Source organism: Planococcus notacanthi (assembly GCF_030407825.1).
GTDB lineage: Bacteria > Bacillota > Bacilli > Bacillales_A > Planococcaceae > Planococcus > Planococcus notacanthi.
Map to the genome: position 1 here is coordinate 526,820 of NZ_JASDCQ010000002.1, position 25,432 is coordinate 552,251.

At 45.6% G+C, this 25,432-nt stretch carries 25 protein-coding genes and 1 other annotated feature; of the genes, 23 read left to right on the plus strand and 2 right to left on the minus strand.

The genetic code is table 11. From position 1 onward, the window contains the following. Positions 1–11: 11 nt before the first annotated feature. The 3 genes from QMA01_RS10150 to serA all read left to right on the plus strand — a co-directional run bounded on the left by QMA01_RS10150 (position 12) and on the right by serA (position 3,997). Positions 12–590 (plus strand): TerD family protein, encoded by a 579-nt coding sequence (locus QMA01_RS10150; protein WP_191714987.1) that lies wholly within the window; start codon positions 12–14, stop codon positions 588–590. A 343-nt stretch (positions 591–933) separates the two neighbouring features. Further along, positions 934–1,160 (plus strand) — a binding site (T-box leader). Positions 1,161–1,250: 90 nt separating this feature from the next. Beyond that, positions 1,251–2,414: a pyridoxal-phosphate-dependent aminotransferase family protein gene (locus QMA01_RS10155; protein WP_290214906.1), complete on the plus strand. Its 1,164-nt coding sequence runs from the start codon at positions 1,251–1,253 to the stop codon at positions 2,412–2,414. Further along, entirely contained in the window at positions 2,411–3,997 is a 1,587-nt protein-coding gene (serA, locus tag QMA01_RS10160; RefSeq protein ID WP_290214907.1) for a phosphoglycerate dehydrogenase, read from the plus strand. Before QMA01_RS10155 ends, serA begins: the two co-directional genes overlap by 4 nt. Before the next feature lie 37 nt (positions 3,998–4,034). Here serA and QMA01_RS10165 read toward each other — a convergent pair whose 3' ends face one another. Next, a complete protein-coding gene (locus QMA01_RS10165; RefSeq protein WP_290214908.1) occupies positions 4,035–4,826 on the minus strand; it encodes an HAD family hydrolase in 792 nt (263 codons plus the stop codon). A gap of 138 nt (positions 4,827–4,964) precedes the next feature. Between QMA01_RS10165 and QMA01_RS10170 the strand changes: the two genes are divergently transcribed. Both QMA01_RS10170 and QMA01_RS10175 read left to right on the plus strand, forming a co-directional pair. Beyond that, entirely contained in the window at positions 4,965–6,068 is a 1,104-nt protein-coding gene (locus tag QMA01_RS10170) for a nitric oxide synthase oxygenase (RefSeq protein WP_290183901.1), read from the plus strand. A gap of 13 nt (positions 6,069–6,081) precedes the next feature. Next, positions 6,082–6,297: a hypothetical protein gene (locus tag QMA01_RS10175; RefSeq protein WP_290183902.1), complete on the plus strand. Its 216-nt coding sequence runs from the start codon at positions 6,082–6,084 to the stop codon at positions 6,295–6,297. A 307-nt stretch (positions 6,298–6,604) separates the two neighbouring features. Here the strand turns inward: QMA01_RS10175 and QMA01_RS10180 are convergent, their stop codons facing one another. Then, on the minus strand, positions 6,605–7,348 hold the full coding sequence (locus QMA01_RS10180; protein WP_290214909.1) for an SDR family NAD(P)-dependent oxidoreductase: 744 nt from the start codon (positions 7,346–7,348) through the stop codon (positions 6,605–6,607). Positions 7,349–7,544: 196 nt separating this feature from the next. Here QMA01_RS10180 and QMA01_RS10185 point away from each other — a divergent pair, with 196 nt between their 5' ends. From QMA01_RS10185 to QMA01_RS10270, 18 genes are all read left to right on the plus strand, one after another. Next, on the plus strand, positions 7,545–8,264 hold the full coding sequence (locus QMA01_RS10185) for a YebC/PmpR family DNA-binding transcriptional regulator (RefSeq protein WP_290183904.1): 720 nt from the start codon (positions 7,545–7,547) through the stop codon (positions 8,262–8,264). A gap of 196 nt (positions 8,265–8,460) precedes the next feature. Next, complete coding sequence (locus QMA01_RS10190) at positions 8,461–10,041, plus strand: class I adenylate-forming enzyme family protein (RefSeq protein ID WP_290214910.1); 1,581 nt, start codon at positions 8,461–8,463, stop codon at positions 10,039–10,041. Next, positions 10,034–11,260: an acyl-CoA dehydrogenase family protein gene (locus QMA01_RS10195; protein WP_203338907.1), complete on the plus strand. Its 1,227-nt coding sequence runs from the start codon at positions 10,034–10,036 to the stop codon at positions 11,258–11,260. The genes QMA01_RS10190 and QMA01_RS10195 overlap by 8 nt, the downstream gene beginning before the upstream one ends. 15 nt (positions 11,261–11,275) lie before the next feature. Beyond that, a complete protein-coding gene (locus QMA01_RS10200; RefSeq protein ID WP_290183905.1) occupies positions 11,276–12,256 on the plus strand; it encodes an NADPH:quinone oxidoreductase family protein in 981 nt (326 codons plus the stop codon). A gap of 176 nt (positions 12,257–12,432) precedes the next feature. Continuing rightward, positions 12,433–13,548, plus strand: coding sequence for a TRAP transporter substrate-binding protein DctP (gene dctP / locus QMA01_RS10205; protein WP_290183906.1), 1,116 nt, complete (start codon positions 12,433–12,435; stop codon positions 13,546–13,548). Between the two features lie 80 nt (positions 13,549–13,628). Then, positions 13,629–14,951: a TRAP transporter large permease gene (locus QMA01_RS10210; protein WP_203338910.1), complete on the plus strand. Its 1,323-nt coding sequence runs from the start codon at positions 13,629–13,631 to the stop codon at positions 14,949–14,951. 23 nt (positions 14,952–14,974) lie between these two features. Beyond that, a complete protein-coding gene (locus QMA01_RS10215) occupies positions 14,975–15,523 on the plus strand; it encodes a TRAP transporter small permease (protein ID WP_203338911.1) in 549 nt (182 codons plus the stop codon). A gap of 23 nt (positions 15,524–15,546) precedes the next feature. Continuing rightward, complete coding sequence (locus tag QMA01_RS10220) at positions 15,547–16,131, plus strand: TetR/AcrR family transcriptional regulator (RefSeq protein ID WP_203338912.1); 585 nt, start codon at positions 15,547–15,549, stop codon at positions 16,129–16,131. A gap of 86 nt (positions 16,132–16,217) precedes the next feature. Next, on the plus strand, positions 16,218–16,964 hold the full coding sequence (locus QMA01_RS10225; protein ID WP_290214912.1) for a 2-phosphosulfolactate phosphatase: 747 nt from the start codon (positions 16,218–16,220) through the stop codon (positions 16,962–16,964). 12 nt (positions 16,965–16,976) lie between these two features. After that, a complete protein-coding gene (locus QMA01_RS10230) occupies positions 16,977–17,762 on the plus strand; it encodes an enoyl-CoA hydratase/isomerase family protein (protein ID WP_290214913.1) in 786 nt (261 codons plus the stop codon). 21 nt (positions 17,763–17,783) lie between these two features. Further along, complete coding sequence (locus QMA01_RS10235; RefSeq protein ID WP_290214914.1) at positions 17,784–18,629, plus strand: 3-hydroxybutyryl-CoA dehydrogenase; 846 nt, start codon at positions 17,784–17,786, stop codon at positions 18,627–18,629. A gap of 19 nt (positions 18,630–18,648) precedes the next feature. Next, positions 18,649–19,692 (plus strand): phosphotransferase family protein, encoded by a 1,044-nt coding sequence (locus QMA01_RS10240; protein WP_290214915.1) that lies wholly within the window; start codon positions 18,649–18,651, stop codon positions 19,690–19,692. Positions 19,693–19,720: 28 nt separating this feature from the next. After that, positions 19,721–20,164, plus strand: a complete 444-nt coding sequence (locus tag QMA01_RS10245) for an FAS1-like dehydratase domain-containing protein (RefSeq protein ID WP_290214916.1) — start codon at positions 19,721–19,723, stop codon at positions 20,162–20,164. Then, entirely contained in the window at positions 20,161–20,529 is a 369-nt protein-coding gene (locus tag QMA01_RS10250) for a MaoC/PaaZ C-terminal domain-containing protein (protein WP_290214917.1), read from the plus strand. Before QMA01_RS10245 ends, QMA01_RS10250 begins: the two co-directional genes overlap by 4 nt. A 48-nt stretch (positions 20,530–20,577) precedes the next feature. Next, complete coding sequence (locus QMA01_RS10255; protein WP_290214918.1) at positions 20,578–21,351, plus strand: SDR family NAD(P)-dependent oxidoreductase; 774 nt, start codon at positions 20,578–20,580, stop codon at positions 21,349–21,351. A gap of 33 nt (positions 21,352–21,384) precedes the next feature. Further along, positions 21,385–22,908 carry a class I adenylate-forming enzyme family protein gene (locus QMA01_RS10260; protein WP_290214919.1) on the plus strand — a complete coding sequence of 508 codons (1,524 nt, stop codon included), beginning with the start codon at positions 21,385–21,387 and terminating at the stop codon, positions 22,906–22,908. Between the two features lie 12 nt (positions 22,909–22,920). After that, a complete protein-coding gene (locus tag QMA01_RS10265; protein WP_203338920.1) occupies positions 22,921–24,312 on the plus strand; it encodes a short-chain fatty acid transporter in 1,392 nt (463 codons plus the stop codon). A gap of 19 nt (positions 24,313–24,331) precedes the next feature. Further along, positions 24,332–25,318: a quinone oxidoreductase family protein gene (locus tag QMA01_RS10270; protein WP_290214920.1), complete on the plus strand. Its 987-nt coding sequence runs from the start codon at positions 24,332–24,334 to the stop codon at positions 25,316–25,318. Positions 25,319–25,432 lie beyond the last annotated feature (114 nt).

Sequence of the window (25,432 nt, forward strand, 5' to 3'; positions counted from 1 at the left end):
GAGGAAACAATATGTCAACAATCAACCTTTCAAAAGGGCAGAAAATCGACTTAACGAAAACAAATCCAGGGCTTACTAAGGTGGTCGTCGGTTTAGGCTGGGACACCAATAAATACAGCGGCGGCGGAGACTTTGACTTGGACGCTTCGATTTTTCTTGTAGGGGAAAACGGTAAATCACGCGGACCGGAAGATTTTGTCTTCTACAACAACCTTGAAGGCGGAAATGGTTCGGTTGTCCATACAGGCGATAACCTGACAGGAGAAGGAGAAGGCGATGACGAGCAAGTAATCGTTGATTTGCCGAACGTACCTGCAGACATCCACAAAGTGGTATTTACAGTGACGATCCATGAAGCAGACAGCCGCGGACAAAACTTTGGCCAGGTGTCGAATGCCTTTATCCGTATCGTCAACGAAAGTTCAAACGAAGAATTGATCCGCTATGACTTGGGAGAAGACTTTTCGATTGAAACAGCTTTAGTGGTCGGTGAATTATACCGCCACGGAGGCGAATGGAAGTTCAACGCAATCGGCAGCGGTTACCAAGGCGGCCTTGCCTCATTGGTAAATGATTTTGGCTTAGGTTGATTAATAAACCGTTTATCAGTTCAACAACCGATAAACGGTTTTTTTTATTGTATTACACGGGACAAAAACAGATGTAATGGATTAATTTCAAATTCGGAATATGTATATTAATTCTTCACTTTAAGTAATCATTCTATTTTTCTGTAAAGAATAATCTAGCTTGCCTAATTCTCTGTAATAGACTATTTTGATTGAATTGTAAAAATATTTTTAGATTTCCTTAGAGCGGCACGGCTTCAACGTTTATAAAGAATGGAAACGCTTGCAAAGAAGTCAAAAAATTTTTTATATATTGACAACGATTTTTAGGCTGTATATGATGGAATCAATTCAAGAATACAGATTAACTATTTTGATGAAGATACGCTTTGCACAGGGAAATCTTAAGAGAGCTGATGGTTGGTGAGAATCAGTGGTTTCGGTGTCTGGCAGCACTTCTGAATAGATGGGCTGAACTTTCAGTAGGCCTTTCCGCTTCATGTCCGTTAAGCATGTGAACCAATGAGGCTGTCAGTTTGATGACAGTGAATTAGGGTGGTACCGCGAAATGGAAGACTCTTCGCCCCTTGCATCTTTATGTAGGGGCGGAGAGTCTTTTTTGTCGTCTTTACACACACTTTGCCCGCAAAAGCGGGAAATCGAGAGGGGAATGAACTCATTATGCTGACAGACCAACAAATTTTACGAATCCCAGGACCAACTCCAATTCCGCCGAGCGTACAACGCGCGATGGCACAGCCGATGATCGGACACCGCGGACAAAGCACCTCTGAAATGATCAGTGACATCAGACCAAAATTGCAGCGTGTGTTTGGAACCAAGCAGGAAGTCATGATATTAACAGGAAGTGGTACGGCGGGACTGGAAACAGCCGTGGTCAATACAGTTGCTCCGGGTGAAGAAGTTCTGGTTCTCGTAACTGGCGCATTCGGCGAACGTTTTGCGAAAATTTGTAAAGCATATGGCATTCAGACCCATGTTTTCGATGTCGAATGGGGCCTTGCTGTTGATCCGGAGGCAGTCAAAAACTTCCTTGTGGAACATCCTGAAATCAAAGTGGTCTTTTCGACTTTCTGCGAAACATCTACCGGCGTGTTGAATCCAATCAAAGAATTGGCAGCTGCCATTAAAGAGGTATCGGATGCACTGGTGATTGTCGACGGCGTTTCTTGTGTGGCAGGAACTGCTACGGAGATGGACAAATGGGGCATCGATGTAGTGGTCACCGGATCACAAAAAGCATTTATGCTTCCTGCGGGCCTCTCATTTATAGCAGCCAGCGAACGCGCTTGGAAGAAAATCGAAGCCAATCCTCAACCGCGCTTTTATCTGGACCTCAAAAAACACAGAGACAATATTTTAAAAGGTACAACACCATTCACTCCGGCATTATCCATCTTGTTCGGATTGCAGCAAGTGCTTGAGCTGCTGGAAGAAGAAGGGCTGGAGCAAGTATACGCAAGGCATCATCTGATGATGAAAATGACACGGGCCGCTTTTAAAGCATTGGACATCCCATTGCTGGCTTCTGATAAAGATGCATCGCCAACAGTCACAGCTGTAAAACCTGAGGATTTTGATTCTGAAGAATTCCGTAAAATAATGAAAAAAGAGTTCGCTTTGGAAGTGGCGGGCGGCCAACAGCATTTAGCGAAAGCTATATTCCGCATTGGCCATATGGGCTATTGCTCACCAGCAGATATGCTGCAGGCAATTGCTGCAATGGAAATCGGATTGGTTAAAGCAGGAAAAAAGATTGAACTTGGCAAAGGAATTGCCGCTGCACAGCAAGTCTTTTTAACAGAAGGGAAGGAAACTAAATGACTTTTCATGTATTGATCAGTGATCCACTCAGCGAAGAAGGGATTTATCCGTTGCGCCAGGCAAATGGCGTAAACATTGTCATGGAGACCGATTTGACCCCTGAACAATTAGGAGAGCGCATTGAAGGCTTTGATGCCCTGCTGGTGAGAAGCCAAACGCAAGTGACACGGGAATTGATTGAAAAGGCATCGAACTTGAAGATTATTGGACGCGCCGGTGTCGGCGTCGATAATATCGACTTGGAAGCTGCAACCGAACACGGCATTATCGTTGTCAATGCCCCCGACGGCAACACGAACTCTGCTGCCGAGCATACGATGGCGATGCTGATGTCAATGGCGCGAAAAATTCCACAAGCATTCCATGCACTGCGCAATCAAAACTGGGACCGCAAATCATATGTCGGAGTCGAGTTGAAAAACAAGACCCTCGGAGTCGTCGGTTTTGGCCGGATTGGACAGGAAGTGGCGGCGCGTGCCAAAGGGCAGCGCATGAACGTCATTGCCTATGATCCGTTCCTGACTGCAGAAAAAGCAGATAAACTGGGCGTGGATTTCGGATCGGTGGAAGATGTCTTGAAAGTGGCGGATTTTGTCACTGTCCATACACCTTTATTGAAAGAAACCAAGCACTTGATCAATAAAGAAGCATTCGAAATCATGAAAGATGGCGTTCAGATCATCAACTGTGCACGAGGTGGAATCATTGATGAAAATGCGCTTTACGACGCAGTAAAATCAGGGAAAGTTGCAGGAGCAGCCCTTGACGTTTTTGAACAGGAGCCGATGGTTGATTTCCGTCTGTTGGATTTGCCGGAAGTTATTGCAACGCCTCACTTAGGTGCCAGCACATTTGAAGCCCAGGAAAGCGTAGCAGTGGATGTCAGCATGGACGTTGTCAGCTATTTCACGACTGGAACTGTCCGCAACTCAGTCAACTTGCCATCTGTGCCAAAAGAAATCATGAAGAAAATCGAGCCTTACTTTGATTTGTCAGAGCGTTTAGGTGCATTTTTGACAGATTTGACAGGTGTGGCTGCAGAAGAAGTCAATATCCGCTACGCGGGGGACTTGGCCAATATGGAAGTCGGGCCATTAACACGCAATATGCTGAAGGGCCTGCTGAAGCGTCATCTTGGCAAACAAGTGAATGACGTTAATGCTATGTACATCGCCAATCAAAAAGGGATTGTGGTCAATGAGCAAAAGACTACCGAAGCGAAAGGGTTTACGAGCCTGATCACTGTGGAAGTGAAAACAGCAAAAGGAACAAGAAAAGCAGCCGGAACTTTGATGAATGGACAAGGTGCGCGCATCGTTAAAGTGGATGATTATCTGGTAGATGTTGTGCCAGAGGGCCATTTGCTGTTTGTGCGACACAATGACCGCCCGGGAGTTATCGGGCGTGTTGGAACCTTGCTTGGACAGGAAAATGTCAACATTGCCACAATGCAGGTTGGACGCTCAAATGCTGGTGGAGATGCGATTATGATGCTGTCAATCGATAGACCCGCCGAAGCAGGCAGCCTGGAGCAATTAGCGAAACTGGAAGAAATCCAGGGAGTCACTCCCATCAATCTATAAATGACAGAAAAAAGGCCCTCGCTTAGAGGGCCTTTTTTTAGGGGTGTATTTGTTCCAATAACTGAAGTAGTTCTTCCAAATGCTGAATTTCGTATGTCGGGATGATGGATTCATGTGGAGCTTTCTCTTCACGGTTAATCCAAACTGAGCGAATACCGGCTTTTTCAGCACCGATGATGTCGGTCATGAGGTTATCTCCGACCATCAGCACTTCATCGGCGGAAAGGCCGAATTTTGATAAGGCATGATGGAAGATGTCGGGATCTGGTTTGCCTTTTCCGAACGCGCCCGAGATGATGATGTGGTCAAAGAAAGGAGCTATTTCCGGTGTGATTTCCAGTTTAATCTGCTGCAGGCTTGGAGATCCGTTGGTCAACAACAACAATTCATAACGGCCTTTTAAATCTTCCAATACTTTTAAACTTTCCTCGTAAAGGATAGGGTTTCTTTTGCGTGCTTCCGGGAAGTACTCAGCAAGCTGGCTGCCGATATCTGGATTGTCGATGCCGATTTTTTTCAATCCAACTGTCCAAGATTCCCGGCGGTAAGCCGGAACAATGGCTTTCATCTGCTGGAAATCAGATCCTTCATCATCGAAAGTGCCCCATAAGCCTTCGAAAGGGTTAATGCCGATCATTTTGGTGAAGTCGTATGTATTATATCCTGCATAGAGTTCAGTTGCCGCAGCTCTTACCGCTTCTTCCAAGCCGGAACAGTCCTGGCCGGTTAATTCTTCAGCTAATCGGCACGTTTCCTGGAATGCTGTTTCAACACTTTTCTTATCCCATAACAAAGTATCATCTAAATCAAAAAAAATCGCTTTGACCATCGGTATGTGCTCCTCCTGACAATATCTTTACTTTGCTCTAGTGTACTGGAAAAAAGGACAAAAACATAGGGAGTTCAGAGTTCTGTCACTGAAAAGAACAAGGGGCAGGTGATATGATATGGGCAAGGAGTGAATACAATGACGCTAAGCAATTCGACGATGCTTTTACTGGAAGAAGCCACTGAGTTTATAGGGATTTGTTACGATGAATTGGGAAAATGCCAAGACCAGAAAGCCGAGAGACTGCTTGAAATCAAAACGGAAATTGAACGGACAGGAACCTACACCCACAGCTTTGAGGAATTGGAGCATGGAGCACGCATGGCCTGGCGCAATAATAACCGCTGTATTGGCCGTTTGTTCTGGAATTCACTGACGGTATTTGATGAGCGGCATCAAACAACAGCTGAAGGGATTTTTAATGCTCTGATACAGCATATCGACTTTGCTGCAAACGACGGGAAAATCCGTCCGGCTATCACGGTGTTCCGCGCTGCAAAAGAAAATGAAGATTCATTGCGTTTGTGGAATCATCAATTGATCCGCTATGCCGGTTACGAAACTGCGGATGGTGTCATCGGTGATTCAAGTTCAGTGGAACTTACTAAGCGATGCCAGGATATTGGGTGGAAGGGAGCTGGAACAGCTTTCGATATTTTGCCTTTGGTCATCGAGGTTCCAGGCAAAGCGCCTTTTCTAAAAGATGTGCCAAAGCAATCGATTATCGAAGTCGAAATCGGTCATCCTGAAATTCCGGCGTTTTCAGAGCTCGGCATCAAATGGTATGGGATTCCTATTATTTCAGATATGTTACTGGAAATTGGCGGGATTGAATACAAGATGGCCCCTTTTAACGGCTGGTACATGGGAACTGAAATCGGCGCCAGAAACTTGGCGGATGAAGACCGTTATAATTTTCTGCCTGCAGTAGCGGAACTGATGGGGTTGAATACCCAAACGAATCGCTCTTTATGGAAAGACAAAGCGTTAGTCGAATTGAATATCGCTGTTCTGGAATCCTTCCAGGAAGCAGGGGTGACCATCGTCGACCATCATACAGCAGCTAAGCAGTTCAAGAATTTCGAGAAAAAAGAAGAAACGGAAGGACGGGACGTCACCGGCAACTGGGCATGGCTGATTCCGCCAATGTCTCCGGCCACCACCCATATTTTCCATAAGCCTTATAAGAACAACTTGGTCAAACCAAATTACTTCCATCAAAAAGCTTCCTATCACTCATAAGGAGAGGATTCTGATGAAAGAGTTCAAAGTGACTTATTTTTTCGATGAAGAGCATTATATTCGCCGCTTTATCCACGTGGATTCACAGGAAAAAGCGGAAAGACTGGTGCAAAGCGAACGGGATCAATATATTTCGTTTCATGACAGCCGCGGAATTTACCATGAGCTGAATACACGGAATGTGCGGATCATCCAGATTTCTGAATATCATCGTACGGATAAAGTATAAAAGAAGCGGTGCTGCCTTAAAGGGCAGCACTGTTTTTTCATGAATGGAAGACTGCAAATTCCTGTGGAACGTCCACACATCGGTCTATACGCCCGCGAGCGCCCACAAATCTATATGAAGCACCCCCTCCCTAAGAGCTGAAAACAAATAAGCCCCCTTTGCTAGGCCGGCAAAGAGGGCTTTCAAAGAAATAAAAAGAGTTCCTCACTCATTCCGAAAAAATTTGCTCGTGGAACGAACAAGCCTGAAGCAAAATGGACACTTGTAGACATTTTCGGCAAGCTGAAAAACAACAGCACCGCTATTTTTATTTGAAGCTTAAGAAACCATCGTCCACTGCGACAGTAGAGCCGTTGATGGCTGCCGCTTCTTCAGAGAACAGGAACTTGACGACATTGGCCACTTTTTTGGGTTGGATAAGCTTGTTGTGCATATGGAGAGCCGATAAAGCTTTTTTCATTTCCGGGTCGTCTCCAAGAATCGGCGTGTCGATAAAGCCAGGTGCGACGCCGACCACGCGAATGCCATGCTCGGCAAGTTCCAGTGCGCCCGATTTCGACATCATGACGACTGCGGCTTTGGCTGCGTTGTAGTTAAAGCTGCCTTTAGCGGCCATCGATCCATAAATCGAGGCGGTGTTGACGATCGTTCCAGTTGTGCCAAGTTCGACCATTTTTTTCGCGCCGTAATAGATTCCGTAGTAAACGCTATGCTGATCGACATCAATCACTTTGTGGTAGGATGCGGGATCCATTTCAAGCAAGGGCTTGACCAGTCCGATGCCGGCGTTATTGAAAATGCCATTCAATGTGCCGAATTTCTCAACAGCAAAATTCACCATCGCTTCCACTTGCTCGGCTTTTGATACATCTACTTTAAACGCTGCCGCTTTGCCATTTTCTGATTCAATATGGGAAACTGTGTCATTTGCACCTTCTTCGTTGAAATCGGCTACTACGATGGCGTAGCCCTCTTTTGCCAGTTGGTAAGCTGCATGCCGGCCGATTCCGCTTGCGCCGCCAGTGATGATCAGAACTTTACTTTCTGCCATAATGAATTCCTCCTTCTGGATTTGAACTATTCTCACAATTAAAACGTACACCTTCCTTGTCTTTAAATCAAAGCATTTGATTAGATGAAAACTATGATTTTTGACTGCAAAATACGTTACATCTAAAAGATTTGTACTATAATAGTACATAGTGAATATCATTCCGAAGGAAACTTTATAGAGAGAAGGAAATTTAATGGGACGCAAATGGAATAATATTAAAGAGAAGAAAGCATCTAAAGATGCCAACACAAGCCGAATCTACGCAAAATTCGGGCGTGAAATCTATGTAGCTGCCAAACAAGGTGAGCCGGATCCGGAATCGAATCAGGCATTGAAAGTGGTGTTGGAACGCGCGAAGACTTACAGCATTCCAAGAGCGATTATTGACCGGGCAGTGGAAAAAGCCAAAGGCGGATCTGAAGAAAGCTACGATGAATTGCGCTACGAAGGATTCGGACCGAATGGTTCTATGGTAATCGTGGATACATTGACCAATAACGTCAACCGCACAGCTTCGGATGTCCGTGCAGCATTCGGCAAGAATGGCGGCAACATGGGCGTCAGCGGATCTGTTGCCTACATGTTTGACCATACGGCGGTATTCGGCATCGAAGGCAAGACAGCTGACGAAGTGCTTGAGCTGATGATGGAGGCGGACATCGACGTACGTGACATCATGGAAGAAGAAGACGGCGTAATCGTGTACGCGGAGCCGGATCAATTCCATATGGTGCAGGAAGCATTTAAAAGTGCCGGCATTACTGAATTTACAGTAGCGGAATTGACGATGCTTGCACAAAATGAATTGCCGTTGCCGGAAGACGCGCAAGAGCAATTCGAGAAGATGATCGATGCGATTGAGGATTTGGAAGATGTACAGCAGGTCTACCACAATGTGGATCTAGGCGAATAAAACAAAAAGGCGCTTTGATAAACTCAAAGCGTCTTTTTTTTTATGAAAAGTATTCTGATAATTAGAAATTTGACTTGTAATTCAAAAAGAGAACGATTATACTAACTTTGAAGCAAAAGTATAATAATTCTGACTATTTATTTTTTGACTCTTTATGTAAGGGCTTTCATTTCAGTGTAAAGAAAGGAGGCGTTTTATGGAAATTCAGGAGATAAGTCTATTTGGCCGTGAAAATGTGAAGATATTTAAAAAACGTCCGAAAACCATTGGAGAAATTATTCAGAGAAGCAGCGAGATTCAAGGAGATAAGCTCGCCGTCGTCACCGAAGATCAATCTCTAAGTTATCGGGAATTAGAAGATCAATCAGATGCAATCGCGGCTAACCTTCAAAACCGCGGAATTGCAAAAGGGGATCGTGTTGCAGTTGTCGTCGGCAATCGTGCTGAATTTCCTCTGTTGGTCCTCGCATGCGCAAAAATTGGAGCGATCATGGTTCCGATCAATGTCAAATTAGCAGAGGAAGAGCTGCAGTATATCTTTGGTCATTCCAAGCCGCGCATAATCATCAGTGAAGTAGAGTTTTTTCATAAGGTAGAAAAAGCAAACCAAGGCGCCGCTGCGGTGTCCCTGGAAAACATCTTCGTTATCGATGGCCAGAATTCATATGAACAACTGTTGGTGAAAGGTGGACCTTATCGACAAACGGATGTGGGCGAAGAAGACGGCGTTTTCATCCTGTATACATCCGGAACTACCGGACGGCCCAAGGGTGCGGTGCTGACACATATCAATGTCGTCCACAGTTTGATGAATTATAAATCAGTTTTTGCAACCGATGATACATTTAAAACCCTTATTGCGGTGCCGATGTTCCATGTAACTGGACTGGTCGGCCAATTGCTGCATATGTTCTATGTCGGAGGGACAGTTTACAGTATGCGGCGCTATCAGAACGAAGAATACATCAACCGCATACTTGAACACAAAATCAATTTCCTTTTTAATGTACCGACCATTTTCATCATGATGTCCACCAGTGAAGAATTTCAAAAACACTCGTTTGACTTTGTGAAGAAAGTGGCTTTTGGGGGTTCGCCGATCTATCAGCAAACCTTTGCGATGCTGAAGAAAGCATTTCCGAATGCGCAGTTGCACAATGCCTATGGGGCGACAGAAACCACTTCTCCTGCAACTTTAATGCCATTGGATTATCCCGATTCCAAAGTGACGTCAGTCGGCCTTCCAGTGGAAGTGGGCGATATCAAAATCGTTGATGCGGAAGGAAAAGAATGTCCGACTGGCGAATCCGGTGAGCTTTATATCAAAGGGCCGATGATCATCAAGGAATACTGGGATAACCCGACAGCCAATCAAAGCAGTTTCACAGATGGTTACTGGCATTCCGGCGATTTAGGGATTCAGGACGAAGACGGCTTTATCTATATCCGTGACCGCAAAAAAGACATGATCAACCGCGCAGGCGAGAAAATATTCTCGATTGAAGTGGAAGATGTCTTGAAAGCTCATCCTGATGTAGTAGAAGCTGCTGTCATCGGTGAGCCGGACCCGGTTTTCGGGGAAAAAGTGAAAGCGTTTGTGGTGGGTCCTAAATTGGATGCCGAAGATTTCAGTGCTTTAAAAGAACATTGCCGAAAATCATTGGCGAAATTCAAGGTGCCAGAGGAATTTGAATTGATTGATAGCCTGCCAAGAAATGCTTCCGGCAAAATTTTAAAAAATACATTAAAAACCATAGGGGGAAAAACAAATGCTTAAAGAATTATCACCGAAAGCTGAAGAACTACGAGGAAAATTACTGAAATTCATGGATGATTATGTGTATCCGAACGAAGCGACTGTCGAAAAGTATCTGCAGGAAGCAGAAGACCGCTGGACAATTCCACCGATTATCGAAGAGCTCAAAGAAAAAGCAAAAGAACAGGGCTTATGGAATTTATTCTTAGACCATCCCGAATACGGAGCGGGGCTGTCCAATTATGATTACTCACATCTATGCGAAATTATGGGTCGTTCCCTGATTGCGCCGGAACTGTTCAATTGCAATGCACCGGATACCGGCAATATGGAGGTCTTCGTCAAATATGGAACGGAAGAACAGAAAAAACAATGGCTGGAGCCTTTGCTGCGCGGAGAAATCCGTTCTTGCTTCTCAATGACCGAACCGGCTGTCGCTTCTTCCGATGCCACCAACATCCAGAGCAGCATCGTTCGTGACGGCGATGAATATGTCATCAATGCGAAAAAATGGTGGACTACCGGCGCCATGGATCCTCGCTGTAAAATTGCCATTGTCATGGGGAAAACAGATCCGAATGCAGCCAAGCATCAGCAACAGTCGATGATTCTCGTACCTTTTGATCTACCGGGAGTGGAAATTATCCGTCCGTTGACAGTCTTCGGCTATGACGATGCACCGCAAGGCCATGCTGAAGTCCATTACACCAATGTCCGTGTACCGGCATCGAATATGCTGCTGGGTGAAGGGCGTGGATTTGAAATCGCACAAGGACGCCTAGGGCCTGGGCGTATCCATCATTGCATGCGTGCCATCGGAGCAGCTGAGCGGGCACTGGAGCTGTTATGCAAACGCGCTGACAGCAGAGAAGCATTTGGATCAACTTTAGCGGAAAAGGACGTTATCAGAGAAATCATTGCTGAAAGCCGAATCGAAATCGAACAGGCGCGTCTGTTGACCTTGCATGCGGCCCATAAGATTGATATGGAAGGCGCTAAGGCAGCGCGTAAAGAAATTGCCATGATCAAGATTGCCGCACCGCGCGTTTCGTTGAATGTCATCGATCGTGCCATGCAAGTATTTGGAGGAGCCGGCTTAACGGAAGATTTCCCGCTTGCCGCACATTATGCCAATGCACGCACACTTCGTTTAGTTGATGGTCCCGATCAAGTCCATTTGCGTGACGTCGGGCGCCTTGAACTGCGCGAACAACTCAAAGAAAGTTCAAATGTAAAATAAAGGAGGGGTTTGCAGATGAAGGCTTGGACCGTTGTCCGTATAGGAGATCCACAGGAAGCACTTGAACTTGCAGAGCTTCCGAATCCGGAACCAAAAGCCGGCGAAGTGCTCGTGAAAGTGGAAGCAGCTGCCTTGAATTTTTTTGATATTCTCCAATGCCAAGGGAAGTATCAGGAAAAGCCGGATTTGCCGTTTACACCGGGTGCTGAAATTGCAGGGGTTATTGAAAAAGCAGGAGATGGAGTAGATATCCAACTCGGACAGCGTGTTTTAGCTACTCCTCAATTGCCGAGTGGCGGCCTTGCCGAATGGGTGGTTGTGAAGCAAGAAGGCATATTCCCGATTCCCGATTCGCTGTCTTACAGTGAAGCCGCTTCTTTATTCATCACATATCAGACGGCATACTTCGCATTGCACCGGACAGCACGCCTTCAAAAAGGGGAGACATTACTGGTGCATGCGGGTTCAGGCGGCGTGGGTTCTGCAGCAATCCAGCTTGGAAAAGCGGCAGGAGCTACTGTTATCGCGACAGCCGGCAGTGATGAAAAGACAGCCGTTTGCAAAGAACTTGGCGCCGATCAGGTCATCAATTACCGGACGGAAGATTTTGTTGCCATTGTTAAAGAAGCCACGGGAGGAAAAGGTGCCAATGTCATCTTTGATCCTGTAGGCGGTGACACCTTTGACCGATCCAGAAAATGCATCGCCTTTGAAGGGCGTTTACTGGTCATTGGCTTTGCAGGCGGCCGAATTGCGGATGCGCCGACCAATCACGCATTGATAAAAAATTATTCTGTCGTAGGCGTACATTTCGGCCTATTCCGCAATTTGTATCCGGAAGAAGTAATGAAAGCCCATCATGAATTAATGGCTTTGTATGAAAAAGGCGCTATTCAGCCGATGATCTATGAAGAATATCCATTTGAACAGGTTCCGGATGCTTTGGACTTATTAGGTGACCGCAAAACTTATGGGAAACTCGTCGTAAAACCATGAGGAGTATCGACCACAGAGTCTGGACAAAGAACAAAAAATTGCTGCAGATATGGAAACCTCAAGAAGCCATTTCAGAAAAAGTTTTCTTCAATTTAATGGGAAATAGGATTGGTCTTTTGTAAGTGGATGCAAAAAGGTCTTCACAATCACTACATTAAACGGATGGAGGGAAAAAGATGAAATCAAACAAATTTCGCTTTTCAGCAGCTGGTCTCGGTTTAGTGCTTTTATTGTCAGGATGTGGGGGCGGTGGGGATTCGGGCGGCTCTTCATCAGAAGGTGAAACAATTACGCTGCGTGCGGCTACCGGACTCAGTGCCCAGCATGCTTGGTGGGAAGCTTCAATGGTGCCATGGATGGAACGAGTGGAAGAGCTCACTGAAGGCCAAGTCCAATTTGAATCGTTCACCGGTGGAGAACTGGTAGCAGTTCCCGATGAAGCGGAAGCGTTGGAAACAGGTACAGTGGACGTTGCGATCGTCCTGCCGATTTATCAGCCGGATCAATTCCCGATGGCGGAAGTGACAATGTTGCCGCTGAACCATTCGGATACACTGATTGCTTCAAATGCATGGAAAAAACTTCTCGAAAGTGAAGAGGAACTGGCAGATGGCCAGACCTACACCGAAATGCAATTTGGTGATTTCAAAGTATTCCCGATTTCCACTACACAAGAATACTCAATTTCCACAACTGGCCATGAGTTTAAGGCAGTCAGTGATGTAGAAGGCACTTCGCTTCGCACGCCGTCCCGCATCCATGAAATGTATGCTGCAAAGACGGGCATCAACAGTGTAACGATGCCGGCTGTGGAAATTTATGATTCTTTGAGCAGAGGTACATTTGAAGGTGCATTTTACAGCATTGCCGATTGGACAGGCTATGGCTTCCAAGATTTGTTCCGGTACACGTTGACGGGCATCAATTTCGGGCATTTCAATGCGTTTATTGGAATGAGCCAGGAGAAATGGGACGAAATGCCTGACAATGTCCAGGAAGCGATGACACAGGCAAACGAAGAGATTTTTGAGCCTGGTGCGCAGGAGTGGATTACCCGTTCAGAAGAAATCATACCGGAAAATGAAGCGAATGGCGGAAAATTCGTGGATTTTGCGGACCTGGATCCAGCAGTCCAAGACCACTTTAACCAAGGGATTGAAGAAACATGGACAGACTATGCAAAATTGCTTGAAGACAACGGCATGCCAGGAAATGACCTGGTTAAGATGTGGAGAGATCTTCTAATTGAAGAAGGCGGTGAAGTGCCAGAAGCCATTATGAATCTGGAATAGCCGTTTGGGAAAAAGGAATAGCTTATTATCCAAAAGCCATTCCTTTTTCTTTTTATAATTTGATGCAAGGAGGTCTTGAAATGGATAACTTATTGGTCATAGGAATTATTCTGGTAATGATGATAATCCTGTTGGTAACGGGATTGTATATACATTCAGTACTCCTTGCCAGTGGAATAATCGGCTTAATCTTATTGGAAGGCTTTGGAATTCTTCCGGGGCTGCTTGGAAATGAACCCTTTAACCGGGTGGCCAGTTATACGTTAACGACCATCCCCCTATTTGTATTGATGGCTCAGTTTATTCTTCAGTCCGGTTTGGTCCAGGACATTTTTTATATGGTCCATAAGGTTTCTAAAGGGAAAAACAGTTTGCTTGGTGTTTTGACTTTGATTATTGGAGGCATGCTGGGGGCAGTTTCAGGCTCAGGAACGGCAACCTCGGCTTCATTGGGGCAAGTGGCAATTCCGGAACTGCGCAAGCACGGTTACAGTGCACCGCTTGCTGGAGCCATTGCAGCATCAGGGGGCTCTTTATCTGGAATTATACCGCCGAGCATAATTCTGATCCTTTATGGAGTAGCGACTGAGACGCCTGTAGGCAGTCTTTTTGTGGGTGCTTTTATTCCAGGGATATTGACCATGGTTGTTTTTATCCTGGTGATGCTGGTTTACTTCCAAATGGACAGAAAAAAGCACACACAAATTGAGGAACCGGAAATCAAAGATGCACCGTTGCCGGAGAAACTATCTGCTATCCGTTTGATTGTTGTAAGCGTAATTGCTGTCATCATCGTCCTCGTCATATTCGGCGGCATCTATTCGGGTATCTTTACGCCGACTGAGGCGGGAGCTGTGGGTGCTTTTGTCGGTTTGCTTGCGGCATTGGTTCTGGGGAAAGTCAATTTCCAGTTTTTCAAAACCTCGGTTGTTGAAACTGTAAAACTGACAGGAATGGTCATGATCATCATGATCGGTGCGCAAATTTTTGGGCGCTTTGTTTCTTTATCGCTGTTGCCGAGGCGCTTGATTGAATTGATCGAACCAATTATGGATACACCGGTATTGGTGCTGGTTGCTATTTCAGTTGTGCTGTTCATCATGTTCATGTTTATAGAAGGTGCTGCTGTCATTTTGATGTCAATTCCAGTAATCCTGCCCATCATTCAAGAATTGCAAGTCGATATTCTCTGGTTCGGTGTCTTCGTCGCTGTTATCTGTACGATTGGCTTAATTACTCCGCCTGTCGGTTTGAGTGTCTATGCAGTTGCCGGTGTCAGTGGAATCAGTTCAGGATCAATATTCCGCATTGCCATGGTCTTTGCAATCGTCGCTATGGTCATCGTCTGCGGTTTGATGATTGCGTTTCCAGGGCTTGCCACGTGGCTGCCGAATTCCATGTAAGCGATTGAAGGGAGTGGATTTGAATGAACGGTGTATGGAAAGCTTATAAAATATTTCATTACATTAAACTGGCAGGAATCTGGATCAGTGGCATCAGTGTGCTGGTGATGATGCTGTTGATTGTGTATGACGTTGCCATGAGAACCTTCTTTTCGAGCTCGATACGCGGAGGATTTGAGATTATCCAGAATTACATGATGCCTTTGGTCGTCTTTCCGGGGCTTGCCTACGTCTATGCGTCAGGCGTGTTGCCGAAGATGGATTTGATCTTGGAAAAACTGAATGCCACAGCACAACGAATTCTGATTTTCTTCATGTTGCTGCTTGAGTTGTTTGTTCTCGTACTGATTGTACAATTCAGCTGGGAATATGCCATGAGTGGCCTTGAACGCAAGACCGCGTTTCCCGCTGCTGGAACCTTGTATCCACTGTATCCGCTATTCTTTCTGATTCCTATCGCTTTTGCCATGATCGTGATTGAAAATGTCTTTATTTTAATTAAGAATATTTTAGTCAAAAAGCCTTCTATGGTAATGATTGAAACCGAAGCAAAGCCTGAAGAACTGCTTTGATACTGAAAGAATGAGGTGGTGTCATGAGTCTCCGGGAACGAAAAGTGGCCAAGAAAAAAGAAGATATTCTTCGTTCTGCGAGTTTGGTTATATCACGGAATGGCTATCAGAACGCAACCATGGAAGACATTGCAGCTGAATTGCTGATGACCAAAGGTGCCCTCTATTATTACTTCAAAAATAAAGAGGAAATTCTATACAGTTGCCATGACTTGATTTTGTCGGCAGCCATGGAACAGATGGAAGCGATCTATCAAGAGGAATTATCTTCTATGGACAAAATGAAAAAAGCGATTAAAACGCATCTGGACATTGCGATACGGGAAAAAGAGGTTTTTAACCTGATCGTAAAGCCAGAACAACTTTTTTCGGAGGACAATATCGAAGAAATTATTGAAAAACGTGATCAATATGCACGGATTTTCGACAAGATCATAGCTGAAGGCGTGAAACGGGGAGAATTTACGGTTTCCGATAAAAAGATGGCGCGCATGATTATACTAGGAGCTACGAACTGGGTACAGGTCTGGTATTCGCCAGAAGGAAAGTTCAAGAAAGAAAAGGTAGAAGATATTTATGCTGAATATTTTTTGAAGATGTTGGCTTAAACAAAAACATCCATCCGTGAAAAATATGATGGCTTACAGTCATATCAACCCATTAACTAGACATAAATTCAAAGGAATTGATCGAGATGAGGAAAATCCATGTCATTACCCAAAAAGAAGCGGTGGCAGAAGAAAAGCTAAAAGGCTGTACTGCCGTGGTCATCGATGTTCTTCTTGCGACTTCGACGATTGCTTTTTTGCTCGAAAATAATTTCGAACCGATTTATGCAGTGAAGGACAGTACCCAGGCGATAGAGTTGTCCAAACAACATAGCGAACCCCATATTCTTCTTGGAGAAACTAAAGGGGAATCCATCCACGGGTTTCAATATCCTGATCCTTGCCTGATCAAGCTAAGCGATGCTAAGCAGGCGGCCATCATCTGTTCCACGAATGGCACCATCGCCATTGAAAAGGCGAGCAAGGCAAATGTGCTTTTTATTTCATCCCTTGTGAATGGGCACGTGATTGCAGAGCGAATCAATCTGCAGCAAGATGGTTCGTCTATTGTTCTGGTCTGTTCAGGAAATGATGACCGTTTTTCAATGGAAGACTTCATTGGAGCGGGACAAATTGTGGAACACCTGTTGCGCAAAGGAAGTTACGAATTATCCGATTCCTCGAAACTGGCAAGAGAGGCTTATCTTCATGCACAGGAAAATTCATTCAAGGAGTTATATGAATGTGAAACAGCGCATTTATTAAAACGCTTCAACTTTACAGACTCAGTGGAATTTGTGCTAAGGCATTACGAAACAGTGGACGTGGTCCCGTTGTTTACTGACGGAAAAATTGTAAACGACCATCAAAAAGTACCCACTAAAAGACTATGAGGAGGAAGGCCGGTGCAGAAAGAACAGTGGACAATGATTGAGCTCGAGCGCCAGGAGATGGTGGCAGTGCTGACTTTGAACAATCCGCCCTTGAATGTGCTGACAGACGAATTGCTGAACCAGTTGAACGAAGCTATTATTGAAATCGATCAGGATCAAGAAATTCGGGCGATCGTGCTTCGGGCAGCTGGAGAAAAAGCCTTTGCGGCCGGCGCTGACATTCGTCAATTTCCGAGTTTGACGAAAGACAGCGGCATAGAACTGGTGGAAAAAGGAAAAAAGATATTTGATAAGCTGGCAGGCGGAAAACCGGTTGTTTGTGCAGTACATGGCTTGGTTTTAGGAGCAGGGCTGGAATTGGTGCTTGCCTGTGATATCCGGATTGCTGAAGAAAATTCAAAATTAGGTCTGCCGGAAACCGGACTTGGTATTTTACCAGGGTACGGTGGCACACAACGTTTGGCGCGCCTTGTCGGTGCCGGAAAAGCAAAAGAACTGATTTTATCAGGTGAACTTTTGTCAGGCACAGAAGCATACGAAACGGGCTTGGTGGAAAAACTGGTGCCGCAGGGACAAGCGTTTGAGAGCGCTGTAAAGTTGGCAAAGTCAATAGCATTGAAGGCGCCGTTGGCAGTCGCGAATGCTAAGAGAGCAATCGATGAAGGATTGGAATTAAGTTTAGCCGCAGGCCAGGATCTGGAGACGCAATTGTTTTCAGAACTTGCTGAAACACAGGATATGCAAGAGGGTGTCAAAGCGTTTACTGAAAAGCGAAAGGCTGATTTTCGTGGACACTAAATTTTGAAGGGAGATGGAGCGATGAAGAGCATTGCGATTGTGGGTGCAGGAATTATGGGGAATGGCATCGCCCAGGTAGCTGCAGAAGGGAATTACAAGGTTTTCTTGTATGACGTGAATGCCGAAGGGCTGGAAAAAGGGATAGCGAGAATCGAGAAGACCTTAAGCAGGAATGTCGAGAAGAAGAAAATCGATCAAAGCCAAAGCGATGAAATTCACGGAAGAATTACACCGACGGGAAATATCAATGATTTGAAAGATGTCGATTTGGTCATCGAAGCGATCATCGAACAAATTGAACCCAAAAAGAGTTTGTTGACTGAACTTGATGGGATCTGTAAACCTTCTACTATTTTCGCATCCAATACATCAGGGTTGAGCATTACCGAAATGGCCAGCGCTGTAAGACGGAGCGATAAAGTGATCGGCATGCACTTCTTCAATCCGGTACCGGTGATGCAATTGGTTGAAATTATAAGAGGTGAACAAACGAGTGACGAAACGTTTGAAATTGCGCACCAAGTGGCCGAACGTTTCAATAAAACTGCGATATCGGTTAAAGAAGCACCATTATTCGCAGTCAATCGCATATTGACGCCGATGATCAACGAAGCGATTTTTGTCCTATCGGAAGGCATCGCATCTGCAGAGGATATTGATAAAGGAATGATGCTGGGTGCCAGCCATCCGATCGGACCGTTAGCTTTAACGGATTTGATCGGTTTGGACACGATGTTGTTTGTAGCAGAGACGCTCTATAACGAAACCAATGATTCGAAATACCGCCCAGCACCGCTTTTGAAGAAATACGTGCGGGCCGGCCGTTTGGGACGCAAATCAGGACAGGGATTTTTTACATATGACTGATAATCAGGGAGTGGATGGAATGAGTGCGACAGAAAAAACGGTGGAACCGATCGACTGGAAGAACGTCGAAAATTACTTGCGTAAGTCGATACCGGGATTGCCTGAAGGGAAAATGGACGTTCAGCAATTTTCTGAAGGGTATTCAAACTTGACCTATCTGGTGCGGATCGGCACTTGGGAAGGCGTCCTGAGACGTCCGCCTTTTGGGGAAGTGCCGCCGCGTGCCCATGATATGGAAAGGGAATATCGGATGCTGGAGAAAGTGAATCCGGTCTTCCCTTTGGCACCGAAGCCATATATTTATTGCGAAGATCCAGAAGTTATGGACAAGCATTTTTACGTTATGGAGAAAAAGCAAGGTGTCGTAATCGACGATCAACTTCCCGAATCCTACGGAAGTTCAGAGCAGGTTGGGGAGGCGATTTCAAAAAATGTAATCAGAACCCTTGTTCAGCTGCAATCCATCGATTACCGGGAAGCAGGACTGGCCAGTATGGGCAAGCCGGAAGGATTCATGGAACGGCAGGTAAAAGGGTGGATCAAGCGCTATAGCCAATCCAAAACAGAGGAAATTCCGGCTTTGGAGGAATTGGAGCAGTGGCTGTCGGCGAATATCCCGGTCAATCCGGAAACGACGATTGTCCATAATGATTTTAAATTGAACAATATGGTTCTCGACCAAGAAGACCCGGGGAAAGCCGTCGGCATATTGGACTGGGAATTGTCGACCATCGGCGACCCGTTGAGTGATTTGGGGTCTACGGTAGCTTACTGGGGTGAACCGGATGATCCGGATATGGGCATCAACATCGTTACAAGCCAGCCCGGGTTTTTCAGCAGGAAAGAATTTATTGAAGAGTATGCCAAACAAAGCGGCCGTGACGTTTCAAACGTGAATTACTATGTGACATTCGGTTTTTATAAACTTGCCGTTATCTTGCAGCAAATTCATTATCGTTGGAAAATTGGAGAAATCGACGACGACCGTTTCAGCAACTTGAACCAAGCCGTTTCAAATTTAATGGATATGGCTAACCTGACAAGAAACGGCCAATTGATTTAACGACAACTCATAAAAAGCAGGTGGGTTCATGAGTGCGCAAGGGATGGTTTTTGACTATGCTCCTTTTACGATAGAAGCAGGGAAGATAAGAGAATTTGCGAAGGCGTTGCAGCTGGGAAATCCGGTCTATATGGACGCTGAAGTGGCTAAAGCAGCAGGGTATCGGGGAATACCGGCTCCTCCTACTTTTATGACGGTTATCGACTATTGGAATGAACGCAATTTCTATCAACTTTTTTCAGAATTCCTCAAGTTGGATCCAAATAATGTGCTTCACGGCGAGCAAACATATGATTATCACGAATTGATCGTGGCCGGCGATGTCATTACAGCGCAAGTGTATGTAAAAGAGCAGTTCCATAAAAAAGGGAAGAACTTCTTCTTATTGGAGACGGTTTACAGAAACCAATGGAATGCAATAGTGGCAACAGGGCGAGCGACCCTCATTGAAGTGCTGGAGGTGAGCATATGACAGAGCTCTCGGCCATCATTAAAAAAACCCTTGCTGCGATTGATCTCGTGAAATACTCCGGTGCTTCGGGCGATTTCAATGAAATCCACACCGTTCCTGCTGTTGCCCAAGAAAAAGGGCTGGCTGATATTATTGCACATGGCATGTTCGTCATGGGCTGGGCAGCTGCGGCAATCGAGGAATGGTTTCCAGAGCGGGAGCTGCAATCTTTTAGCGTTCGCTTTCAGGCTGTCACGCATCCGGGGGCAGAACTCGTCATCACCGGTTCCATGCGGACTGAAAACGAAGGGGAAATCCATATTAAAGACTCGCAGGGCCAACCTAAACTAATGGGTACATTTGTATTAAAGAACGGCTCTGCCTAGTTAAAAAAGACGGAATTTTCTTTCAATGGAAAGGGGAAGGTAAAGATCATGGAAAACTATACGTACCCGACATTTGATCTCACCGGTAAAAAAGCGCTGGTTACCGGAGGAAGCAAGGGGATTGGGTTAGCGATTGCTGCTGGCTTGGCACATGCAGGAGCCGAGGTGCTCATAACCGGAAGAAATGAAGCAGCCCTCAGAGAAGCAGCTGAAGGAATTAAAAAACAGGGGCATCAGATTTACTGGAAATCGTCGGATGTGACTCTAAAAACAGAAGTGGAAAAGCTATTTGAATACATTGATCAGGAGTTTGGCCAAATTGATATCTTGGTTAACAATGCAGGAATGAATATCCGAAAGCCGCTGGTTGAAGTGGAAGAAGAAGATTGGGACAAGGTGATGGGAACCAACCTAAAGGGGATTTTCCTGGTGGGACAGCAAGCAGCCAAGCGAATGATTGACCAAAAAAGCGGGCGCATCATCAACATTTCATCCATTCTCGGCAAAATCGGCAGTCCCCTGCAGACCAGTTACGCAGCCAGCAAAGGCGGAATCGACCAGCTGACGAAAGTATGGGCTGCTGAACTTGCGGAACACGATATTACGGTTAATTCCTTAGCGCCAGCCTACATAATTACACCTATGACAGAACCGTTTTTGCAGGATGAAGAGCGGTTTGAAAAAATCATCAACCGGACCATGATGAAAAGAATGGGAAGAGCGGATGAAATGATTGGACCGGCTTTATTTTTTGCATCGGATGCTTCTACTTATGTGACTGGCCAAGTTCTTTACATCGATGGAGGATGGACGGCCAATTAATGGAGAAAGATGACAGAAACAAGGGGGAGACAAATGAAATACGCAAATGTTGCAGAGCTGCTTGCAGCAAGGTGCAAAGAAAATCCGGATAAGGAATTTCTGGTAGTCGAAAACAGAGATGGTGCTGTAGAACGAATGACTTACCAGCAGTTTTATGAACAGGTAGGCAAGCTTGCCCAGGTACTGCAAAGCAAGGGCATCAAACAAGATGACAAAGTGCTGCTGCATCTGCCGAATGGCAGTGCTTTCATGAAGTCCTGGTTTGCGATTTTGTCTATCGGTGCTGTAATGGTTCCGACGAATGTTTTGTCGCCTGAAGAAGAAATGAAATACCTGGTAAGCCATTCAGAAAGTAAGTTGATCATCACTGAAAAAGAGTATGAGCAGAAATTCTCAAGCTTTGATTTGCCTTTGTTATTTTCACGATTAGGAGAAGGGAAACAAGGAAGCTGGCTGGAGGCAGATATTGATCAGGCAGATCCTCTCTTGGAAATGCCCAAGCTTAAGCCACAGGATGAAGCAGCCATTCTTTATACATCAGGGACGACTTCAAAACCGAAAGGCGTAGTGCTGACACAACGGAATTATTTGCATACTGGTCAACAGATGGCGGAGACGCTTGGTTATCGGCCGGGAGATCGCGTATTGATTGTGTTGCCGATGTTCCATGGCAATGGCCAATACTATATGGCGATGCCCGCTCTTTATGCCGGTGCCAGCATCGCCATCACCGAGAGTTTTAGTGCTACCAATTACGTCAAGCAGGCTAAACGACTGGAGGCGACAATTGGTTCGCTTTTTTCAGCTCCTATAAAAATGATCTTGAAAAAAGACTACGATCCTGAAGATCGACAGAACCCGCTCAGGCTGATCATCTATGCACAGGCATTGACAGAGCAACAATACGAAGAGTTTCTGAAGAGATATGATGTAGAACTCCGTCAGCTGTATGGAATGACCGAGACCGTCGCCATTCCTTTGATGAATCCAGTGGACGACTTGCGGGATCCCATCAGCATCGGCATGGAAGCCTGCGGGTATTCAGTTGCTTTAAGAGGTGAGAATGGCCAGGAAGTTGCTGCGGGAGAAGAAGGGGAAATTACGGTCAGAGGAGAACCGGGTGTAACGATCATGAAAGAGTATTTCAAAAATCCGTCTGCCACTGCGGAAACGATTCAGGATAACTGGCTCTATACGGGAGATATGGCAAAAATGGATCCGAAGACCGGCCTTTTCTATTTTGTCGACCGCAAGAAAGACATGATGAAACGGTCCGGAGAAAACATAGCGGCTGGAGAAGTTGAAGCCGTCATCAATGAACATGACGCTGTATTTGAAAGTGCAGTCGTTTCTGTACCGGATCCGGTATATGAAGAAGCCATTCATGCTTTCGTCATTTTAAAAGAAAACCGAAACCTGGCGCCTGAAGAGTTATTGGACTGGTGCAGGGAGCGCCTTGCCAAATTCAAAGTGCCGCAGGAAATTCATTTTACCGAAGATTTCCCGCGTACTTCAGTCGGCAAGATCCAGAAACAACAGATGAAAAAATGGGTGTAAGGGGGAGCAACGATGACCAAAGTGAAAAGTGCTGAGGAATTGGAACGGGAAAGAGTGTTGAATGCGAACAAAAACAACCCGCTTGCTAAAGTAGCAGGGGTGTTTGCACGCATTGCAGAAAGATGGTTGCCTGATGCATTTGTATTTGCCATCATCCTGACGGCCATCGCTTTTATTGCTGGCGTCATTTTCACAGATTCAAGCCCCTTCGATATGATGACGTATTGGGGTGACGGAATGTGGGGCTTGCTGACGTTTACAGCACAAATTATTACCACCTTTGTTTTGAGTTATGCTCTTGCACTAACGAAGACCGTTTCGCGGACACTTGAAAAAATTGCGGCTATCCCAAAATCTCCGAACTCTGCTATTTTGATGGTGACATTCACAGCATTGGGTGCTTCCTTGATCAGCTGGGCATTTGGATTGGTGGTAGCTGGGATTATCGCGAAGATGGTGGCCAAAAAAGTCCTTGATGTAGATTACCGTGTGCTCGTTGCTGCAGGATATTCCGGGTTTTTAATTTGGGAAGGTGGTTTGTCTTCCTCTCCGGCTTTATTTGTTGCAACAGCCGACCATATTTTTGAAGGTGATATCGGATTAATTCCGATATCAGAAACCTTATTATCTGCTCTTAATATTGCTATTGTGGTCATTTTGTTCTTTACTTTGCCGTTTGTTATGCGCTTAATCCACCCGAAAAATCCGAAAGACCGCTATATTGTGGAACAGTCACGCTTGGAAGAACCGGTAGTGGAGGAAGATGCCAAAGAAGAAACCAATTATCCAAATGACAAAATTGAAAAGACACGTTTGATTCCGCTCATTGGTGGATTTTTGGGATTAAGTTATTTGATCAATCATTTTATCGCCAACGGATTTTCACTGGATTTGAATACCGTCAACTTAATATTCCTGACAGCGGCTTTGTTGTTGTTCTCGAATGTGCGTGAACTTGCTGAAGGATTATTGAAATCCGTCAGCAGCGTCGGACAATTCGTTCTGCAATATCCATTTTATGCAGGGATCATGGGCATGCTGAGTGCTTCCGGATTAGCGGTATTGATTTCCAACTTCTTTATTGATATTTCAACAGACAACACCTTGCCGCTTTGGACGTTCTTGTCGGCTGGAATCCTGAATGTTTTTATTCCGTCGGGAGGCGGACAATGGGCAGTTCAAGCGCCGTTGGTCATTCCTGCTGCACTTGAAATGGGCGTCGACCCCGCTAAAGTTGTAATGGCTGTAGCTTGGGGCGACAGCTGGACGAATATGATCCAGCCTTTCTGGGCAATTCCTTTGCTGGCGATTGCAGGCTTGAAGATTCGCGACATTATGGGGTATACGATGATTGCGCTGATCTATGGCGGTTTAGTGATCGGAGCTTGTATGCTGATTTTCTGATTTGAACAGGAGGTGCATTATGAAAGCAATTGTCGTCAGAGAAACCGGGAAGCCTGATGTGTTGGAGCTGCAAGAAGTAGAAAGACCAAAGGCTGCTGCAGATCAGGTGCTGATCCGGGTCGAAGCGATCAGTGTCAACTTTGCAGATATCAAAGCACGGCAAGGACAGTATCACGGTGTTTCAGCAGATGCCGTATTTACGCCAGGACTGGATTGTGCAGGAGTGGTCGTGGAAGCTGGAGCAGATGCAAAACGCTTCAAGGCGGGGCAGCGTGTGATGGCCTTTCCATCTGGTGGCTCTTATGCTGAATTTGTTGTGGCCCCTGAAAGTTTGGTTTATCCAATTCCTGATGGGCTCAGCAGCGAAGCGGCTGCAGCTTCTTTGACTGTCGGTGTCACTGCCTATAATGTCATTCGAAAGATGGCCAGGCTTGAACAAGGTGAGAGCATTTTAATCCATGCAGCGGCTGGGGGAATCGGTTCTACAGCCATTCAATTGGCGAAGCTCTTCGACGCTTCCCGAATCATCGGCACTGTCGGCAGCGATGAAAAAATGGAGAAAGCCAAATCCTTTGGGGCGGACGAAGTCATCAATTACCGGACAGATGATTTTGTAGAGAAGATCAATAAACTGACAAACGGAAAAGGTGTGGATGTCATTCTGGATACAGTGGCCGGCGAAAACTTCGAGAAAAGCCTGAAATGCTTGGCGCCATTTGGCCGGATTGTCTCTTTCGGCCATGCCAATGATGGTTCGGTGCCGGGAATCGCAAAAACCGATGATCTTCATTCAAGTTGCCGGTCGGTCATCGGATATAGCACGGGCACCTACAGGAAGCACAGGCCTGAATTTCTTAGGGAAGGTGCGGAAAGAATAACTGAATACTTGCTCCAGAAGCAATTGGAAATTGTAATTTCCAAACGTTTTGCATTAAAAGATGCTGCACAGGCACATGCCCATATCGAAAGCAGAATGAGCATCGGGAAAGTGCTGCTGATTCCTTGAGTTACTAGGTTGTTTTAGGAGGCGGAAAAATCTTCATGTTTTTTCAAATAAATTACTAATAATAAGTAAGCTGTTGATAGACGAAGTGAAAACGGTGGAAGGGGAAGTTGGAAT

What these genes read in the sequence shown, in the direction of transcription:
- QMA01_RS10190 (WP_290214910.1), top strand. Translation starts at nt 8,461, where the DNA reads ATGGAAATTCAGGAGATAAGTCTATTTGGCCGTGAAAATGTGAAGATA.
- QMA01_RS10210 (WP_203338910.1), top strand. Translation starts at nt 13,629, where the DNA reads ATGGATAACTTATTGGTCATAGGAATTATTCTGGTAATGATGATAATC.
- QMA01_RS10195 (WP_203338907.1), top strand. Translation starts at nt 10,034, where the DNA reads ATGCTTAAAGAATTATCACCGAAAGCTGAAGAACTACGAGGAAAATTA.
- QMA01_RS10200 (WP_290183905.1), top strand. Translation starts at nt 11,276, where the DNA reads ATGAAGGCTTGGACCGTTGTCCGTATAGGAGATCCACAGGAAGCACTT.
- QMA01_RS10245 (WP_290214916.1), top strand. Translation starts at nt 19,721, where the DNA reads ATGAGTGCGCAAGGGATGGTTTTTGACTATGCTCCTTTTACGATAGAA.
- QMA01_RS10225 (WP_290214912.1), top strand. Translation starts at nt 16,218, where the DNA reads ATGAGGAAAATCCATGTCATTACCCAAAAAGAAGCGGTGGCAGAAGAA.
- QMA01_RS10165 (WP_290214908.1), bottom strand. Translation starts at nt 4,826, where the DNA reads ATGGTCAAAGCGATTTTTTTTGATTTAGATGATACTTTGTTATGGGAT.
- dctP (WP_290183906.1), top strand. Translation starts at nt 12,433, where the DNA reads ATGAAATCAAACAAATTTCGCTTTTCAGCAGCTGGTCTCGGTTTAGTG.
- QMA01_RS10240 (WP_290214915.1), top strand. Translation starts at nt 18,649, where the DNA reads ATGAGTGCGACAGAAAAAACGGTGGAACCGATCGACTGGAAGAACGTC.
- QMA01_RS10270 (WP_290214920.1), top strand. Translation starts at nt 24,332, where the DNA reads ATGAAAGCAATTGTCGTCAGAGAAACCGGGAAGCCTGATGTGTTGGAG.
- QMA01_RS10220 (WP_203338912.1), top strand. Translation starts at nt 15,547, where the DNA reads ATGAGTCTCCGGGAACGAAAAGTGGCCAAGAAAAAAGAAGATATTCTT.
- QMA01_RS10235 (WP_290214914.1), top strand. Translation starts at nt 17,784, where the DNA reads ATGAAGAGCATTGCGATTGTGGGTGCAGGAATTATGGGGAATGGCATC.
- QMA01_RS10255 (WP_290214918.1), top strand. Translation starts at nt 20,578, where the DNA reads ATGGAAAACTATACGTACCCGACATTTGATCTCACCGGTAAAAAAGCG.
- QMA01_RS10170 (WP_290183901.1), top strand. Translation starts at nt 4,965, where the DNA reads ATGACGCTAAGCAATTCGACGATGCTTTTACTGGAAGAAGCCACTGAG.
- QMA01_RS10150 (WP_191714987.1), top strand. Translation starts at nt 12, where the DNA reads ATGTCAACAATCAACCTTTCAAAAGGGCAGAAAATCGACTTAACGAAA.
- serA (WP_290214907.1), top strand. Translation starts at nt 2,411, where the DNA reads ATGACTTTTCATGTATTGATCAGTGATCCACTCAGCGAAGAAGGGATT.
- QMA01_RS10155 (WP_290214906.1), top strand. Translation starts at nt 1,251, where the DNA reads ATGCTGACAGACCAACAAATTTTACGAATCCCAGGACCAACTCCAATT.
- QMA01_RS10215 (WP_203338911.1), top strand. Translation starts at nt 14,975, where the DNA reads ATGAACGGTGTATGGAAAGCTTATAAAATATTTCATTACATTAAACTG.
- QMA01_RS10185 (WP_290183904.1), top strand. Translation starts at nt 7,545, where the DNA reads ATGGGACGCAAATGGAATAATATTAAAGAGAAGAAAGCATCTAAAGAT.
- QMA01_RS10175 (WP_290183902.1), top strand. Translation starts at nt 6,082, where the DNA reads ATGAAAGAGTTCAAAGTGACTTATTTTTTCGATGAAGAGCATTATATT.
- QMA01_RS10180 (WP_290214909.1), bottom strand. Translation starts at nt 7,348, where the DNA reads ATGGCAGAAAGTAAAGTTCTGATCATCACTGGCGGCGCAAGCGGAATC.
- QMA01_RS10265 (WP_203338920.1), top strand. Translation starts at nt 22,921, where the DNA reads ATGACCAAAGTGAAAAGTGCTGAGGAATTGGAACGGGAAAGAGTGTTG.
- QMA01_RS10260 (WP_290214919.1), top strand. Translation starts at nt 21,385, where the DNA reads ATGAAATACGCAAATGTTGCAGAGCTGCTTGCAGCAAGGTGCAAAGAA.
- QMA01_RS10250 (WP_290214917.1), top strand. Translation starts at nt 20,161, where the DNA reads ATGACAGAGCTCTCGGCCATCATTAAAAAAACCCTTGCTGCGATTGAT.